Origin of the sequence: Pseudomonas sp. NPDC086251 (assembly GCF_044746405.1) — a bacterium.
GTDB lineage: Bacteria > Pseudomonadota > Gammaproteobacteria > Pseudomonadales > Pseudomonadaceae > Aquipseudomonas.
Map to the genome: position 1 here is coordinate 23633 of NZ_JBIVBY010000032.1, position 16308 is coordinate 39940.

Genomic DNA, 16308 nt, shown 5'->3' on the forward strand with positions numbered 1-16308 from the left:
GAACTCCGCTTAAGGCTTTTTCTTGGCTGGAGCGGCGGCGCCTTTAGGCTCCAGCTCGGCAGTCATGTCAGCCAGCAGTTTGTTGACCACAGGTACCGCGCTTTCCAGCTTGGCTTGGGTCATCTGGGCCGATTGCTGAGTCAGCTGCGGCATTTTTTCCAGGACTTTCTTGCCCAGTGGCGACTGGTAGAAGGCAACCAGGTCTTTGAGCTCGGATTCGCTGAAGTTGGTGGTGTAGAGCTTGACCATGTCCGGCTTCAGCTTGTTCCAGCCAATGGCGGCATCCAGCGCTGCGTTGGCCTTGGCCTGGTAGGTTTCCAGCAGGGCTTTTTTCGATTCAGGGGCTTTGGTTTGTGCAAAGCGCTGAGCGAACATTTGCTGCACTTGCATGTACACCGGAGTGCCCAATTTGTCAGCGTGCGCCAGAGTCAGGAAAGCTTCGGCACTGGCGTTGTGGCTGGCGGTATCGGCAAAAACAGGGCCGCTGGCGCAAACCAGTGCAACCGCGGTACAGATGGCACGAAGACGAGTCATCGAGTTTCCTTTCTAGCAGGCGAGGTCATTACCCCAAGGGCGACCATTCTGCACCTAAAAAAGTGTGTCACTCAACCCCAAGCCTTGTCGGGCCTGATTTAGAGGGGTTGAATGGTCAAAAACCAGACTGATGGAACCACGGCCGACGATCACGGCCTAAACTGCGCTATCAGACCTACAGGAGTGTGCATGATGAGCCGTATCGAAACCGACAGCCTTGGCCAGGTGGAAGTCCCGGATGAAGCCTACTGGGGCGCTCAGACGCAACGCTCGCTGATCAACTTCGCCATCGGCAACGAGAAAATGCCGCTGGCCGTGCTGCATGCCTTGGCGCTGATCAAGAAAGCCGCCGCGCGGGTCAACGACCGCAATGGCGACCTGCCCGCCGACATCGCCCGGCTGATCGAACAAGCCGCCGACGAAGTGCTCGACGGCAGCCATGACGACCAGTTCCCGCTGGTGGTCTGGCAGACCGGCAGCGGCACCCAGAGCAACATGAACGTCAACGAAGTGATCGCCGGCCGAGCCAACGAACTCGCCGGCAATCCGCGTGGCGGCAAGACGCCGGTGCACCCCAACGATCACGTCAATCGCTCCCAGAGTTCCAACGACTGCTTCCCCACCGCCATGCACATCGCTGCGGCCCAGGCCGTGCAACAGCATTTGCTGCCGGCGATCAACGAACTGTCCGGCGGATTGGCGGAGTTGTCTGCACGGCACATGAAACTGGTCAAGACCGGCCGCACACACATGATGGATGCGACGCCGATAACGTTTGGCCAGGAAATTTCGGCGTTCATCGCGCAACTGGATTACGCCGAACGGGCGATCCGCAGCGCGCTGCCGGCGGTGTGTGAACTGGCCCAGGGCGGCACGGCGGTCGGCACCGGGCTGAATTCACCCCACGGATTTGGCGAAGCGATTGCGGCCGAATTGGCGGCGCTCTCCGGTTTGCCGTTCGTCACCGCCCCGAACAAATTCGCCGCCCTCGCCGGCCATGAGCCGCTGACCACGCTGTCCGGGGCGCTGAAAACCCTCGCCGTGACCCTGATGAAAATCGCCAACGACCTGCGCCTGCTGGGCTCCGGGCCACGCGCCGGTTTCGCCGAAGTGAAGCTGCCGGCCAACGAACCGGGCAGTTCGATCATGCCCGGCAAGGTCAATCCGACCCAGTGCGAAGCCTTGTCGATGCTCGCTTGCCAGGTCATGGGCAACGACGTTGCGATCGGTTTTGCCGCCAGTCAGGGGCACTTGCAGCTGAACGTGTTCAAGCCGGTGATCATCCATAACCTGCTGCAATCGATCCGCCTGCTGGGCGATGGTTGCAGCAACTTCCAGCAGCATTGCATCGCCGGCCTGGAGCCAGACGCGGCGAAAATGGCTGAACACCTGGAACGTGGGTTGATGCTGGTGACGGCACTCAATCCGCACATCGGTTATGACAAATCGGCGGAGATTGCCAAGAAGGCGTACAGCGAAGGGTTGACCTTGCGTGAGGCGGCGTTGCAGCTGGGGTACCTGACCGATGAAGAGTTTGATGCCTGGGTCAGGCCGGAGAATATGCTTGAGGCGGGTGCCAAGGGCTGACAGGTTTAGCGCCTGATAGTCAGTCTTCGCGGGCAAGCCTCGCTCCTACAGGATTAGTGTCGTTCATGGAAATGGTGACCGGCACAAATCCTGTAGGAGCGAGGCTTGCCCGCGAAGAACGATGACGCGGTCTAACTGGCCGCCATCCGTACCTTCCGCGCTCGAAGCCCGGCAATCAACGAAGGCCCCAGCGCCACCAGCGCCGATCCCACGACCACCAGCACCGCCCCGCCATACCCCAGACCATTGATCGTCTCGGCATGCACATAGTCCGGCCATAACCACGCCGCGATGGCCACCGCGGCAAACGTCACCAGCGGCGTGATCGCCAGCGTCGCACTCACCCGCGAAGCTTCCCAGTGAGCCAACGCCTCGGCAAACGCGCCATAGGCGATCAGCGTGTTCATGCAGCACGCCAGCAGCAACCAGCCTTGCAGCGGGCTCAGTTGCAGCGCTTCCAGCGGATGCACCCATGGGGTCAGCAACAGCGCGCAGAACAGGTAGATCACCATCATGACCTGCAACGAATTCCACACCGTCAGCAATTGTTTCTGCCCCAGCGCATAGAACGTCCAGACCGTTGAAGCCAGCAGCACCATCAGCACGCCAGCGGTGTAATCGGTCAGCGAGGTCAGCAACTCGGCCAAGCGCTGATTGAAAAACAGCGCGAAGCCGATCAACAGCACCAGCAAGCCTATCCCCTGCCCCACGCTGAAGCGTTCCTTGAACACAAACAGGCTAGCGATCAGCAACATGATCGGGCCCATCTGCACCACCAGTTGCGCGGTGCCGGGGCTGAGCAGGTTCAGGCCCATCAAATACAGCACGTAATTGCCCACCAGCCCGAGCACCGCCATCAACACCAGCCAGCCACCGCGCGGGCCAAGGACTTTGCGGCTCGGCAGGCGCTTGGTCGCTGCCAGGTAAATGAACAGGCAACTGCCGGACACGATCAGGCGAAACCAGGTCACCGTCACCGGGTCCATCACCAGCAGCACTTGCTTGAGTTTGATCGGCAGGATTCCCCACAACAACGCGGTCAACAAGGCCAGGAACAGACCGTAAACCCAGCGACCCGATGAAATGTGCATGCAAACCCCAAAGCCCAGAAGCGAGAACCGTCATTCTAGGCGCAGAGCCGTTCGGCACACAGGGACAGTTGGCCGTCAGCCGTGAATGAAACTGTGCAGGTCGCAACGTTTATTTGGCGACATGCCGTCGATCGGTTGGCAAGGCGTTGTAAGCGGTTCATGCATAAGCTCATTGGATCCACCCACCGGAACAGCCTTCAGGAGATTGCCATGTACGGCATGCGCGCCCAGGACAACGCCCCCGCCACACACTTTCGCAGTGACCGGATGTGTCGAGTGAACGGGGAGTTGTACTTCTGCACCCGGGAAAACACCCTGGAAGGGCCATTTAAAAGTCCGGAGAAGGCTGCGCGGGAAATTGAAGCCTACATCGAGCGGATGCTGCTGTTGCGGATGAGCTTGTAGACCGCAGCGCTGCCTTCGCGAGCAAGCCCGCTCCCACATTCAACCGCATTCCTTTATGAGAACTCGGTCAAATGTGGGAGCGGGCTTGCTCGCGAATGCGGTGGATCAGCCAATAAATCTTTCGGATCTATCGCACCGCCTCAAACAACCCGGTCGCCCCCATCCCGCCCCCCACGCACATGGTCACCACGCCGTAACGCAAGTTACGTCGCTGCAACTCCCGCACGAGATGCCCGACCTGACGCGAACCGGTCATGCCGAACGGGTGGCCAATGGAAATCGAGCCGCCATTGACGTTGTACTTGTCGTTATCGATCTCCAGCCGGTTGCGGCTGTACAAGCACTGCGAGGCAAACGCTTCGTTAAGCTCCCACAGATCAATGTCGGCAATCTGCAAACCCTTTGCCTTGAGCAACTTCGGCACCGAAAACACCGGGCCGATACCCATTTCATCCGGTTGGCACCCGGCCACCGCAAAACCGCGGAAGAACGCTTTCGGCTTCAGCCCCAGTTCCAGGGCTTTTTCCAGGCTCATCACCAAGGTCATCGAAGCGCCGTCAGACAATTGCGAAGAGTTGCCAGCCGTGACCGACCCGTCTTCGGCAAACACCGGTTTCAAACCCGCCAGGCTTTCCAGCGTGGTGTCCGGGCGGTTGCAGTCGTCGCGATCGACGATGCCGTCGAGAATCTGTACCTGGCCGGTGGCCTTGTCTTCGACCCGATACTTCACCGCCATCGGCACGATTTCATCGTCGAACAGCCCGGCCGCCTGAGCCTGGGCGGTGCGTTGCTGGCTTTGCAGGGCGTACACATCCTGTTCTTCACGGCTGACGTTGTAACGGCGCGCGACGATTTCGGCAGTCTGGCCCATCGGGAAGTAGATGCCCGGCACCTGCTCTTTCAGCAGCGGGTTGATCAGGTTGTCGGTGTTGACGCTTTTCATGGTCAGGCTGATGGACTCGACGCCACCGGCGACGATGATGTCGCTGCAACCCGAGGCAATCTGGTTGGCGGCGATGGCAATCGCCTGCAAGCCCGACGAGCAGAAGCGGTTGAGGGTCATGCCGGCGGTGCCGATGCCCAGGCCCGAGAGCACCGCGACGTTGCGACCGATGTTGAAACCCTGGGCGCCTTCGTTGGAGCCGGCGCCGACGATGCAATCCTCGACGCTGGCCGGGTCGATGCCCGTGCGCGCCAACAACGCGTTGACGCAGTGCGCCGCCATGTCGTCCGGACGGGTCTGGTTGAACTTGCCGCGAAAGGATTTGGCCAAGCCGGTCCGCACGCTGTCGACGATCACCACTTCACGCATGGCATACCTCATTGTTGTTGTCGGTTGAGAGTGGACCGAGCATAAGTCCACCCCATTACCGACCGCGACAATCATTCACCCCGCGTATGCGTAACCATCGGATCACTTCGTGTGCCGCTTTGCCTTCCTGTCGTGTTTGTCGGACTTTTCGAAGGCTTCTTCCAACGCATGGTTGATGGTGCGCAGGACCTTGACCCGCGCCCAGCGCTTGTCATTGGCTTCCACCAGGGTCCAGGGCGCTATCTCGGTGCTGGTGCGATCGACCATGTCTCCGACCGCCGCGCGGTAGGCGTCCCACTTGTCGCGGTTGCGCCAGTCGTCCTCGGTGATCTTGAAACGCTTGAAGGGGATCTCTTCCCGGGCCTGGAAACGTTCCAGTTGCGTCTGCTTGTCGATGGCCAGCCAGAACTTGACGACAATCACGCCCGATTCGACGAGCTGTTCTTCGAAATCGTTGATTTCGCTGTAGGCCCGCAGCCAGTCTGCCGGCGGGCAGAAGTTTTCGACGCGCTCCACCAGCACCCGGCCATACCACGAACGATCGAACACGGTGAACTTGCCCTTGGCCGGGATGTGTCGCCAGAACCGCCACAGATAAGGTTGCGCCCGCTCTTCTTCGGTCGGCGCGGCGATTGGCACGATGCTGTATTGGCGCGGATCAAGGGCTGCCGCGGCCCGCCGAATCGCCCCGCCCTTGCCGGCCGCATCATTGCCTTCGAACACCGCCACCAAGGCGTGCCGACGCATGCGTTTGTCGCGCATCAGGCCGGAGAATCGCGCCTGCTCGGTAATCAACTGTTCTTCGTAGTCGTCCTTTTCCAGGCTCAGGGTCAAATCCAGGCTGTCGAGCAGGTTCAACTGATCGACATGAATGGGCAGAGGCGCGGCATTGACCTTGTCCGGATGAACCTCGGAACGTTTGAGGGCAATTTGCAGGCCTTCGAGGAGAATCTGGCCCACCGCCAGGCTGCGGTAATGAGCGTCAACGCCTTCGATCACATGCCAGGGCGCATAGTCGCGACTGGTACGGCGCAACACGCGCTCACCGTACTTCACGAACTTGTCGTAGGTCTGCGATTGTTGCCAGTCCAGCGGGCTGATGCGCCAGCTGTGCAACGGGTCATCCGCCAGCGCCTTGAGGCGCGCCTTCATTTGCTTCTTGGAGAGGTGAAACCAGAACTTGAAGATCAACGCGCCTTCGTCGCAGAGCATTTGTTCCAGACGCTCGGCCTGGTTGATCGCCTGATCGAGCACCGCGTTCTTGAACAAGCCATGGACCCGGCCCTGCAACATCTGGCTGTACCAGTTGCCGAAGAAAATCCCCATGCGGCCCTTGGCCGGGAGCATCCGCCAGTAGCGCCACGCCGGTGGCCGTGCCAGCTCTTCATCGGTTTGCTGATCGAACGTGCGGACCTCGATCAGGCGCGGGTCCATCCACTCGTTGAGCAACTTGACCGTCTCGCCCTTGCCGGCGCCTTCGATGCCATTGATCAGGATGATCACCGGAAAACGGCCTTGCTGTTGCAGTTCGAACTGAGCGTCCAGCAAGGCTTCACGCAGGATCGGCACTTCGGCGTCGTAGGTTTCTTTGTCGATGGCGTGACCGATTTCGGCAGATTCGAACATGGGACGGCTCCTTCCTGAATTGAGCAAGACTAGCGGATTGACCCTTTATCCGTGGGAGAAATCCCTCCGTCCTCGCACGATAGCTTTTGTAGCAGCTGCCGAAGGCTGCGTTCGGCCGCGCAGCGGTCGCAAAACCAGCCAACGTATTGCTTCAGGCAAAACGCAGATTCAGGATTGACGACCGCTGCGCGGCCGAACGCAGCCTTCGGCAGCTGCTACAGGTTTTGGGTGGTCTCGCCGCCGCGGGCGATCGGCTAGAATGGCCGCCTTGTCGTTGCCGAGCCTGCCATGAAACCTGTATTGCCCCACGCCCAGCTTGACTGGGATGACCAAGGTCTGCCGCGCTCGCGGGTGTTCGACGATGTGTATTTTTCGGACAAGTCGGGTCTGGAAGAAACCCGCTACGTGTTCCTTGAGCAAAATAGTTTGCAGGCGCGCTTCGCCGCGTTGCCGGTCGGTGGTCGACTGGTGATTGGCGAGACCGGTTTTGGCACCGGGTTGAATTTTTTGTGTGCCTGGCAGCTGTTCGAACAGCACGCGGTGGCCGGTGCGCGGTTGCATTTTGTCAGCGTCGAAAAGTACCCGCTGAGCCAGCCCGACCTGCAGCGGGCGCTGGCCTTGTGGCCGGAGCTCAAACCGTTTGCCGATCAACTGCTGGCGCAATACGTGGCGATCCATCAGGGTTTCCAGCGCCTGGTGCTGGACAACGGTCGTGTCACCTTGACCCTGTTGATCGGCGATGCGCTGGAGCAGTTGCCACAGCTGGACGCACAGATCGACGCCTGGTTTCTCGACGGTTTCGCCCCGGCGAAAAACCCCGACATGTGGACCGCCGAACTGTTTGCCGAGCTGGCACGTCTGGCCGCGCCCGGTTCGACCATCAGCACGTTCACCAGCACCGGTTGGGTGCGCCGCCTGCTGAATGCGGCAGGCTTCAAGATGAAGCGCACGCCGGGCATCGGCCACAAATGGGAAATCCTGCGCGGCGTGTTCCTCGGCTGGCCCGAAGAAGCAGCCGTACCCACCGCGACGAAACCGTGGTTTGCCCGTCCGCAACCGTTGACGGGTGAACGTCGCGCCCTGGTGATCGGTGCCGGCCTGGCCGGTTGCGCCAGCGCGGCGAGCCTGGCCGCGCGGGGTTGGCAAGTGAGTCTGCTGGAGCGTCACGATGCCCTGGCGCAGGAAGCGTCGGGCAATCCTCAGGGCGTTCTGTACCTCAAGCTTTCGGCGCATGGTACGGCGCTGTCGCAATTGATCGTCAGTGGCTTCGGTTACACCCGACGCGTGCTCGAACACCTGCAACGCGGTGTCGACTGGGACGACTGCGGCGTGCTGCAACTGGCGTTCAATGCCAAGGAAGCCGAGCGTCAGGCGCAATTGGCGGCGGCGTTCTCTGCAGACCTGGTGCATTTGCTCGATCAATCCCAGGCTCAGGCACAGGCCGGCATTGCCTTGGAGCACGGTGGCCTGTTCTACCCGGAAGGTGGCTGGGTTCATCCGCCAGCGTTGTGTCACTGGCAGGCGTCCTCGTCGAATATTCAGTGGCTGCCGCACCGTGAAGTGCTTGAGCTACGCAAGGTCGCTGACCAGTGGCAAGCGTGGGACGGTGATGTTCTGCTGGCCAGTGCGCCGGTAGTGATTCTGGCCGGCGCCGCCGAGATCAAGCGTTTTGCACAAAGCGCCGAGCTGCCGCTCAAACGCATTCGTGGGCAAATTACCCGGCTGGCACAAACCCCGCAAAGCCAGGCGCTGGCGACGGTGGTGTGTGCCGAAGGTTATGTCGCGCCGGCGCGTCTGGGCGAACACACCCTCGGCGCCAGCTTCGACTTCAAGAGCGATGACCTGACCCCGACCGTCGCCGAACACCTCGGCAACCTCGCATTGCTTGAGGAAATTTCCACGGACCTGGCCGCACGCCTGCACGCTCTTGACCTGGACCCGCAACACCTTGAAGGACGCGCGGCGTTCCGTTGCACCAGTCCGGATTACTTGCCGATCGTCGGCCCGCTGGCCGAGCAAGCGGCCTTCGCCGACGCCTATGCCGTGCTGGGCAAAGACGCCCGCCAAGTCCCCGACGTTCCTTGCCCTTGGCATGACGGTTTTTACGTGAACAGCGGCCATGGTTCTCGCGGCCTGATCACCGCCCCGCTGTCGGGAGAGCTGCTGGCAGCCTGGCTGGATAATGAACCGCTGCCATTGCCCAAGGCTGTTGCCGAGGCCTGTCATCCCAATCGATTTGCGGTGCGGCAACTGGTCCGCGGGAAAGTCTGACCCCGCGACTTATAACTTATCGGTCTAAAACTCCGGGGATTGAGCCGGGTCAGTTTCTGAGTACCTGCCGTTTTTGGCCGGTACTGATTGACCCTCCCCAACGGAAAAACCGGTAAGGACTTTATGTGCGGATTAGCTGGCGAGTTACGCTTTGATCATCAACCTGCGGACCTCGCGGCCGTTGAACGAATCACCCATCACCTGGCGCCTCGCGGCCCAGATGCCTGGGGTTTTCACAGCCAGGGGCCGATTGCCCTGGGCCATCGACGCCTGAAAATCATGGACCTGTCGGACGGTTCGGCGCAGCCGATGATCGACAACCAACTGGGCTTGTCCCTGGCCTTCAACGGCGCGATCTACAACTTCCCGGAACTGCGCACCGAGCTGGAAAGCCTCGGTTACGCCTTCTATTCCGGCGGCGACACCGAAGTGCTGCTCAAGGGCTATCACGCCTGGGGCGAAGCGCTGTTGCCAAAACTCAACGGCATGTTCGCCTTCGCCATCTGGGAACGCGACGCCAAACGCCTGTTCATCGCCCGCGACCGTCTCGGCGTCAAGCCGCTGTACCTGTCGCGCACCGGTCAGCGCCTGCGCTTTGCCTCGTCGCTGCCGGCGTTGCTCAAGGGCGGCGACATCAACCCGATCCTCGATCCGGTGGCGCTCAATCACTATTTGAATTTCCACGCCGTGGTCCCGGCACCGCGCACCTTGCTGGCCGGCATCGAAAAACTGCCGCCAGCGACCTGGATGCGCATCGAAGCGGACGGCAGCACCGAGCAGAAAACCTGGTGGACCCTGCCTTACGGCCCACACGCCGATGAGTTGAATCTGACACTCGAAGACTGGCGCGACCGCGTCCTCGACAGCACCCGTGACGCCGTGGCGATCCGCCAACGTGCAGCGGTCGATGTTGGCGTGCTGCTGTCCGGCGGCGTCGATTCGAGCCTGCTGGTCGGGCTGTTGCGTGAAGTCGGCGTGGAAAACCTCTCGACCTTTTCCATCGGTTTCCAGGATGCCGGCGGCGAGCGTGGCGACGAGTTCCAGTATTCGGACCTGATCGCCAAGCACTACGGCACTCAGCATCACCAATTGCGCATCGACGAAAAAGAGATCATCGAGCAACTGCCGGCCGCGTTCCGCGCCATGAGCGAGCCGATGGTCAGTCACGACTGCATCGCTTTCTATCTGCTGTCGCGAGAAGTGGCCAAGCACTGCAAGGTGGTGCAAAGCGGCCAAGGTGCGGATGAGCTGTTCGCCGGTTATCACTGGTACCCGCAGGTGGATGGCGCCAGCGATCCGTATGCGGCGTATCGAGAGGCCTTCTTCGACCGCAGCTACGAGGACTATGCAGCCACGGTGCAGCCGAAATGGCTGACCGCGAATGACGCGGCGGGCGACTTCGTGAAGGAACATTTCGCCCAACCCGGCGCCGATGCGGCCGTCGACAAAGCCCTGCGCCTGGACAGTACGGTGATGCTGGTCGACGACCCGGTCAAACGCGTCGACAACATGACCATGGCCTGGGGCCTGGAAGCGCGCACGCCATTTCTCGACTATCGCATGGTGGAATTGTCGGCGCGGGTGCCGGGCAAATTCAAACTGCCGGACGGCGGTAAACAGGTCCTGAAAGAAGCAGCGCGGCTGGTGATTCCGAGTGAAGTGATCGACCGCAAAAAAGGCTACTTCCCGGTCCCGGGTCTCAAGCATTTGCAGGGCGATACGCTGAGCTGGGTGCGTGAGCTGCTGCTTGATCCGAGCCAGGATCGCGGCCTGTTCAACCCGGCCATGCTTGACCGCCTGCTGACCGATCCGCAAGGTCAACTGACCCCGTTGCGCGGCTCGAAGCTGTGGCAATTGGCGGCGCTGAACCTGTGGCTCAGTGAACAAGGACTCTGATCATGAAACCCCACGCCACGGCTTATAGCCAACGCTTGTTGCGCGGTCAGGCGCCCTCTTACGAACGCTTGCAAGCGCGCCTCGCCGAAGACGGCAGCGAACTGGGCGCCGCGCCGATTGCCGTGCATTGCGGTTGGGGCCGGTTGCTGATCGGCCACACCTTTCCCGATGCGGCGAGCCTCGCTCAGGAACTGCTCAACGAACAACCCGGCGAACGCGACATCGCCCTGTATGTCGCCGCGCCCCAACAAGTGTTGGGGCTGGAACCGGCGCAGCTGTTTCTCGATCCGTCCGACACCTTGCGCCTGTGGTTCAGCGATTACCGCCAGTCGACCCGGGTGTTTCGTGGTTTTCGTATCCGCCGTGCGCAGAGCGAGTCGGACTGGCAGGCGATCAATCAGCTGTATCACTTGCGCGGCATGCTGCCGATCGACGCGAGTCTGTTGACCCCGCGTCATGAGGGCGGCCCGGTGTACTGGCTGGCCGAAGACGAAGACAGCGGCGCGATCATCGGCAGCGTGATGGGCCTCAATCATCACAAGGCGTTCAACGATCCGGAAAACGGCAGCAGCCTGTGGTGCCTGGCGGTCGATCCGCAATGCTCGCGGCCCGGTGTCGGTGAAGTGCTGGTGCGGCATTTGATCGAGCACTTCATGAGTCGCGGGTTGAGTTACCTCGACCTGTCGGTGCTGCACGACAATCGCCAGGCGAAAAGTCTTTACGCCAAGCTTGGCTTCCGCAACCTGTCGACCTTCGCCATCAAGCGCAAGAACTGCATCAATCAGCCGTTGTTTCTGGGCCCGGGCCCGGAAGCCGCGTTCAACCCGTATGCGCGGATCATCGTCGAGGAAGCGCACCGTCGCGGCATCGATGTGCAGGTCGATGATGCCGATGCCGGGATGTTCACCCTCAGCCATGGCGGGCGTCGGGTGCGTTGCCGCGAATCCCTCAGCGACCTGACCAGCGCCATCAGCATGAGCCTGTGCCAGGACAAAAGCCTGACGCACAAAGTGCTCAAGGCCGCCGGCCTGAACCTGCCGTCGCAGCAACTGGCGGGGAATGCCGATGACAATCTGGCGTTTCTCGATGAGCACGAGCGTGTGGTGGTCAAGCCGCTGGATGGCGAACAGGGCCAAGGCGTAGCGGTGGATTTGCGGACCATCGAAGAGGTTCAACGAGCCATCGAATCGGCCCGCCAGTTCGACAGCCGCGTGCTGCTCGAAAGCTTTCACGAAGGCCTGGATTTACGGATTGTGGTGATCGGTTTCGAGGTGGTCGCTGCGGCGATTCGCCGGCCGGCGGAAGTGGTGGGCGATGGTCAGCATTCCATCGGTGCGCTGATCGAAGCCCAGAGTCGCCGCCGTCAGGCCGCTACCAGCGGTGAAAGCAAAATCCCGCTGGACCATGAGACCGAGCGCACCTTGCACGCAGCGGGTTACGACTACGAGAGCATTCTGCCGGCCGGCGAGCATCTGTTCGTACGGCGTACGGCGAATCTTCATACCGGCGGCGTTCTTGAAGACGTCACGGCGATCCTGCATCCGACCTTGATAGACGCCGCCGTGCGCGCGGCGCGGGCGCTGGATATTCCGATGGTCGGGCTCGACCTGATGGTGCCGGCGGCCGATCAGCCGGAGTACGTATTTATCGAAGCCAACGAGCGCGCCGGACTGGCCAACCATGAACCGCAGCCGACGGCCGAGCGGTTTGTGGATTTGTTGTTTCCGCATAGCCAGCCGGCGGTTTCTTAGTGATGTAGCGCCTGGACGGGCCTCTTCGCGGGCAAGCCTCGCTCCTACAGTTAATCGCGTTCCCCTGTAGGAGCGAGGCTTGCCCGCGAAGGCGCCCGTTCAGGCAACCATTCTTTTCCCCTCATCGAAACCATCGATGCTGTTTACTCATCAGGAGTTTCCATGACCAGCAAAATCCCCGAACCAGACCTCAACTACCTGCAAAAAGTCCTGCTGGAAATGCTCGCCATTCCCAGCCCGACCGGGTTCACCGACACCATCGTGCGCTACGTCGCCGAGCGGCTTGAAGAGCTGGGCATTCCGTTTGAAATGACCCGGCGCGGGACCATCCGCGCCACCCTCAAGGGCAAGAAGAACAGCCCGGATCGCGCGGTCTCGGCGCACCTGGACACCATCGGCGCGGCGGTTCGCGCGATCAAGGACAATGGTCGTCTGACCTTGGCCCCCGTTGGGTGCTGGTCCAGTCGTTTTGCCGAGGGCAGTCGCGTGAGCCTGTTCACCGACAACGGCGTGATCCGTGGCAGCGTGTTGCCGTTGATGGCGTCCGGGCACGCGTTCAATACCGCCGTGGATGAAATGCCGATCAGTTGGGATCACATCGAATTACGCCTCGACGCCTATTGCGCCACACGCGCCGATTGCGACTCATTGGGCATCAGCGTCGGTGATTTCGTCGCCTTCGACCCGCTGCCCGAGTTCACCGAAAGCGGCCACATCAGCGCTCGTCACCTCGACGACAAGGCCGGTGTCGCCGCGTTGCTGGCGGCGCTGAAAGCGATCGTCGACAGCGGCGAAGAGCTGATGATCGATTGTCATCCGTTGTTCACCATCACCGAGGAAACCGGCAGCGGCGCTGCGGCGGCTTTGCCGTGGGACGTCAGTGAATTCGTCGGCATCGACATTGCGCCCGTCGCGCCGGGGCAGCACTCCAGCGAACACGCGGTGAGCGTGGCGATGCAGGATTCCGGCGGGCCGTATGACTATCATTTGTCGCGGCACTTGCTGCGACTGGCCAGTGACAACGAGCTGCCGGTGCGCCGCGACCTGTTCCGGTATTACTTCAGCGATGCTCACTCGGCAGTGACCGCCGGCCATGACATTCGCACCGCCCTGCTCGCCTTCGGCTGCGACGCCACCCACGGTTACGAACGCACCCACATCGACAGCCTGGCAGCGCTCAGCCGTTTACTCGGCGCTTACATCCTCAGCCCGCCGGTGTTCGCCAGCGATGCGCAACCGGCCAAGGGTTCGCTGGACCGGTTCAGTCATCAGATCGAACATGACACGCAGATGGAAAGCGATACCCGGGTGCCATCGGTGGACAGTTTGGTGGGGCAGCGGTCGGAGAGCTGATTTTTGCCTTGAGAGGTTGGGTGTTGGATAGATCGCCTTCGCGGGCAAGCCTCGCTCCTACAGGTTTTGTGTCGTACGCAATTTCCGAGATCGACACGCATCTTGTAGGAGCGAGGCTTGCCCGCGAAGGCGTCAAATCGGGCACCGCATCAGGCCCAGACTAGCCGCCACCGCCCATTCGCCGTAGCATCGCGCCATTGTTTACCCGAGGTGCCTATGCTGATTCCCTACGACCAACTTGAAGTCGACACCCTGACCCGCCTGATCGAGGATTTCGTGACCCGTGACGGCACCGACAACGGTGATGACACGCCGCTGGAAACCCGCGTCCTGCGTGTTCGTCAGGCATTGACCAAAGGCCAGGCCTTGATTGTCTTCGATCCGGAAAGCGAGCAATGCCAGTTGATGCTCAAGCATGACGTGCCCAAGCACCTGTTCGACTGAGGCCTTAGCGTCCCTTGGCTTTATCCAGTTCTAGCTGGATACGGTCGTAGATTTCTGCACGGTGCACAGGAACGGCCCGTGGCGCTTCGATACCGAAGCGCACGCTGTCTCCGCTGACCGCCACCACGCGCACGGAAATCTCGTCACCGATGGAAATCAATTCGCCCACAACGCGACTGAGTACAAGCATGGCATTCGTCCTTCAGGGTTATCGAACCCTGAAGATGCCCGGCCCTCGCCAGGTCTTCAATGCAGCGGCAGCAAATCAGACCGTCCCTACAACGTGGGCCGCACGCCCCTTACGGAAACGTCCGACACACCGATCAATGAAGAACAGCCCGTTCAGGACGCGGAGAAGCGCGGCCCGAAAAGGATGACACTGGCCCCGATCACGCACAGCGCCACACCGATCCAGTCCGAGCCCAGCGGACGAATCCGCTCGACCACCGCCAGCCAGCCGATCGACGCAACGATGTAGATGCCACCGTAAGCGGCATACGCACGCCCGGCGTAAATGGCTTCGACGCGGGTCAACAACAACGCGAACAAGGTCAGGCTGAGCAGCGCCGGTACCACCCACCAAATGCTTTTGCCCTGGCGCAGCCACATCCAGAAGGCGAAGCAACCGGCGATTTCGAACAGTGCGGCGAGGAAAAACCACAGGTAATTGAGCATGCAAACGTCTCGCGAGGGATGGCCGATGGCGGCCACCCTAACGAGGGCGTTGCCTGCGGGCAAGTCAGCCTGCGGTTTGTTTGGCCTTGGCGCGCATTTTGTCGGCCATGACGGTCATTTCGTTGTACAGCAGTTGCGGGTTCTTTTGCTTGAGCGCCCAAGCCATCCGGCCCTGTTCGTGCGGCAGGATCATGAACTCACCTTCAGCGACGTGCTGATAGATGTAGTCGGCAATGTCGGCTGCGGTGATCGGCGAGCTTTCCAGCAACTTGCCGACCTGGGCTTTCATGGCCGGTGTCGGGCCGCGGAAGGAGTCCAGCAAGTTGGTCTGGAAGAACGACGGGCACACCACATGCACAGCGATTTCCTGTTGCGCCAGTTCGACCAACAGGCTTTCCGACAGCGCCACCACGCCGGCCTTGGCCACGTTGTAGTTGCTCATGGCCGGACCTTGCATCAGAGCGGCCATCGACGCGATGTTGATGATCTTGCCTTTGCTTTTTTCCAGCAATGGCAGGAAGGCCTTGCAGCCCTTGACCACGCCCATCAAGTTGATCGCGATCTGCCAGTCCCAGTCTTCCAGGGACAGTTCGTTGAAGAACCCGCCCGAGGCGACGCCAGCATTGTTGACGATGACATCGATGCCACCGAGCTTCTCTTCGCAGGCCTGGGCGAAGGCCGTCAGTTGACTGTAATCACGCACGTCGCAACGCTGGATGAAACCGTCGCCGCCGGCTTCGCGAACCAGTTTCAGCGTTTCTTGCAGGCCGGGCTCGCTGACGTCCGACAATGCCAGCTGCCAGCCCTCGCGCGCCCAGCGCAGCGCGATTTCGCGACCCAGGCCAGAGCCCGCGCCAGTGATCATCATGCGATTTTGCATAGCAAACAGCCTTGTTGTTCCGGGGAAGATCTGCCGAGTGTAGCGAAGGAAATTGCCGGACCCACGCTCCATCAGATTGCTGAATGGCCCGAGCAAACCGTGGGAGCGTCTGAATCAACTAGCGCCATAAAAAACGAAATAAGCCTTTCTTCGAAAAACATTAAAAAAACTTGGAATTTTCTTTGATGCGCAACAGTCGGATTTTGTAAGCAGCTCGGGTTTATTTGCATTCCAGCTGATAGTTAAAAGCTAGGTCATTCGAGAACACTTCCAACAAGGAAATAGACATGGGCACAATTCTTATCGTTATTCTGATCCTCCTGCTGGTAGGTGGTTTGCCGGTCTTCCCTCACTCCAGAAGTTGGGGTTATGGCCCGTCGGGTATCATCGGCGTGGTGTTGGTAGTGCTGTTGATCCTGCTGTTGCTTGGCAAGATATAAAGAATTAACAGGCAAAAAAAAAGAGGCCCTCAGGGGCCTCTTT

15 protein-coding genes are annotated in these 16308 nt (G+C 60.7%); 8 read left to right on the top strand and 7 right to left on the bottom strand.

Annotated elements, in window-relative coordinates; all coding sequences use genetic code 11:
* Positions 1-9: 9 nt before the first annotated feature.
* The gene (locus ACIPL2_RS28175) at positions 10-534 is read right to left on the bottom strand and encodes a DUF2059 domain-containing protein (protein ID WP_150657013.1); all 525 of its coding nucleotides are present in this window, start codon (positions 532-534) and stop codon (positions 10-12) included.
* Positions 535-726: 192 nt separating this feature from the next.
* Between ACIPL2_RS28175 and ACIPL2_RS28180 the strand changes: the two genes are divergently transcribed.
* Positions 727-2121, top strand: a complete 1395-nt coding sequence (locus tag ACIPL2_RS28180) for a class II fumarate hydratase (protein WP_401362062.1) — start codon at positions 727-729, stop codon at positions 2119-2121.
* 131 nt (positions 2122-2252) lie between these two features.
* Here the strand turns inward: ACIPL2_RS28180 and ACIPL2_RS28185 are convergent, their stop codons facing one another.
* Positions 2253-3212, bottom strand: coding sequence for a DMT family transporter (locus ACIPL2_RS28185; protein ID WP_401362065.1), 960 nt, complete (start codon positions 3210-3212; stop codon positions 2253-2255).
* 210 nt (positions 3213-3422) lie between these two features.
* Between ACIPL2_RS28185 and ACIPL2_RS28190 the strand changes: the two genes are divergently transcribed.
* Positions 3423-3617, top strand: coding sequence for a DUF6316 family protein (locus tag ACIPL2_RS28190; RefSeq protein WP_401362067.1), 195 nt, complete (start codon positions 3423-3425; stop codon positions 3615-3617).
* A 127-nt stretch (positions 3618-3744) separates the two neighbouring features.
* On the opposite strand, the gene ACIPL2_RS28195 is transcribed toward ACIPL2_RS28190, so the two are convergent.
* Entirely contained in the window at positions 3745-4929 is a 1185-nt protein-coding gene (locus tag ACIPL2_RS28195; protein WP_401362070.1) for a thiolase family protein, read from the bottom strand.
* Positions 4930-5031: 102 nt separating this feature from the next.
* The gene (gene pap, locus ACIPL2_RS28200; RefSeq protein WP_401362073.1) at positions 5032-6555 is read right to left on the bottom strand and encodes a polyphosphate:AMP phosphotransferase; all 1524 of its coding nucleotides are present in this window, start codon (positions 6553-6555) and stop codon (positions 5032-5034) included.
* Between the two features lie 288 nt (positions 6556-6843).
* Here pap and mnmC point away from each other — a divergent pair, with 288 nt between their 5' ends.
* The 5 genes from mnmC to ACIPL2_RS28225 all read left to right on the top strand — a co-directional run bounded on the left by mnmC (position 6844) and on the right by ACIPL2_RS28225 (position 14270).
* Complete coding sequence (gene mnmC, locus ACIPL2_RS28205) at positions 6844-8826, top strand: bifunctional tRNA (5-methylaminomethyl-2-thiouridine)(34)-methyltransferase MnmD/FAD-dependent 5-carboxymethylaminomethyl-2-thiouridine(34) oxidoreductase MnmC (protein WP_401362075.1); 1983 nt, start codon at positions 6844-6846, stop codon at positions 8824-8826.
* Between the two features lie 123 nt (positions 8827-8949).
* Positions 8950-10722: an N-acetylglutaminylglutamine amidotransferase gene (locus ACIPL2_RS28210; RefSeq protein ID WP_401362077.1), complete on the top strand. Its 1773-nt coding sequence runs from the start codon at positions 8950-8952 to the stop codon at positions 10720-10722.
* Between the two features lie 2 nt (positions 10723-10724).
* The gene (gene ngg / locus ACIPL2_RS28215; protein ID WP_401362080.1) at positions 10725-12473 is read left to right on the top strand and encodes an N-acetylglutaminylglutamine synthetase; all 1749 of its coding nucleotides are present in this window, start codon (positions 10725-10727) and stop codon (positions 12471-12473) included.
* Between the two features lie 162 nt (positions 12474-12635).
* Complete coding sequence (locus ACIPL2_RS28220; protein WP_307327371.1) at positions 12636-13826, top strand: osmoprotectant NAGGN system M42 family peptidase; 1191 nt, start codon at positions 12636-12638, stop codon at positions 13824-13826.
* Between the two features lie 216 nt (positions 13827-14042).
* Positions 14043-14270 carry a YheU family protein gene (locus ACIPL2_RS28225; RefSeq protein WP_007945785.1) on the top strand — a complete coding sequence of 76 codons (228 nt, stop codon included), beginning with the start codon at positions 14043-14045 and terminating at the stop codon, positions 14268-14270.
* Positions 14271-14274: 4 nt separating this feature from the next.
* Here ACIPL2_RS28225 and csrA read toward each other — a convergent pair whose 3' ends face one another.
* The 3 genes from csrA to ACIPL2_RS28240 form a co-directional block, all read right to left on the bottom strand.
* On the bottom strand, positions 14275-14460 hold the full coding sequence (gene csrA, locus ACIPL2_RS28230) for a carbon storage regulator CsrA (protein WP_401362084.1): 186 nt from the start codon (positions 14458-14460) through the stop codon (positions 14275-14277).
* Positions 14461-14612: 152 nt separating this feature from the next.
* On the bottom strand, positions 14613-14945 hold the full coding sequence (locus tag ACIPL2_RS28235) for a YnfA family protein (protein WP_401362087.1): 333 nt from the start codon (positions 14943-14945) through the stop codon (positions 14613-14615).
* 64 nt (positions 14946-15009) lie between these two features.
* Positions 15010-15825 carry an SDR family oxidoreductase gene (locus tag ACIPL2_RS28240; protein WP_401362090.1) on the bottom strand — a complete coding sequence of 272 codons (816 nt, stop codon included), beginning with the start codon at positions 15823-15825 and terminating at the stop codon, positions 15010-15012.
* 281 nt (positions 15826-16106) lie between these two features.
* Here ACIPL2_RS28240 and ACIPL2_RS28245 point away from each other — a divergent pair, with 281 nt between their 5' ends.
* The gene (locus ACIPL2_RS28245) at positions 16107-16265 is read left to right on the top strand and encodes a DUF3309 family protein (RefSeq protein WP_169858239.1); all 159 of its coding nucleotides are present in this window, start codon (positions 16107-16109) and stop codon (positions 16263-16265) included.
* Positions 16266-16308 lie beyond the last annotated feature (43 nt).

Coding starts and splice junctions, on each gene's coding strand:
- ACIPL2_RS28175 (WP_150657013.1), bottom strand. CDS start 534: ATGACTCGTCTTCGTGCCATCTGTACCGCGGTTGCACTGGTTTGCGCC.
- ACIPL2_RS28180 (WP_401362062.1), top strand. CDS start 727: ATGAGCCGTATCGAAACCGACAGCCTTGGCCAGGTGGAAGTCCCGGAT.
- ACIPL2_RS28185 (WP_401362065.1), bottom strand. CDS start 3,212: ATGCACATTTCATCGGGTCGCTGGGTTTACGGTCTGTTCCTGGCCTTG.
- ACIPL2_RS28190 (WP_401362067.1), top strand. CDS start 3,423: ATGTACGGCATGCGCGCCCAGGACAACGCCCCCGCCACACACTTTCGC.
- ACIPL2_RS28195 (WP_401362070.1), bottom strand. CDS start 4,929: ATGCGTGAAGTGGTGATCGTCGACAGCGTGCGGACCGGCTTGGCCAAA.
- pap (WP_401362073.1), bottom strand. CDS start 6,555: ATGTTCGAATCTGCCGAAATCGGTCACGCCATCGACAAAGAAACCTAC.
- mnmC (WP_401362075.1), top strand. CDS start 6,844: ATGAAACCTGTATTGCCCCACGCCCAGCTTGACTGGGATGACCAAGGT.
- ACIPL2_RS28210 (WP_401362077.1), top strand. CDS start 8,950: ATGTGCGGATTAGCTGGCGAGTTACGCTTTGATCATCAACCTGCGGAC.
- ngg (WP_401362080.1), top strand. CDS start 10,725: ATGAAACCCCACGCCACGGCTTATAGCCAACGCTTGTTGCGCGGTCAG.
- ACIPL2_RS28220 (WP_307327371.1), top strand. CDS start 12,636: ATGACCAGCAAAATCCCCGAACCAGACCTCAACTACCTGCAAAAAGTC.
- ACIPL2_RS28225 (WP_007945785.1), top strand. CDS start 14,043: ATGCTGATTCCCTACGACCAACTTGAAGTCGACACCCTGACCCGCCTG.
- csrA (WP_401362084.1), bottom strand. CDS start 14,460: ATGCTTGTACTCAGTCGCGTTGTGGGCGAATTGATTTCCATCGGTGAC.
- ACIPL2_RS28235 (WP_401362087.1), bottom strand. CDS start 14,945: ATGCTCAATTACCTGTGGTTTTTCCTCGCCGCACTGTTCGAAATCGCC.
- ACIPL2_RS28240 (WP_401362090.1), bottom strand. CDS start 15,825: ATGCAAAATCGCATGATGATCACTGGCGCGGGCTCTGGCCTGGGTCGC.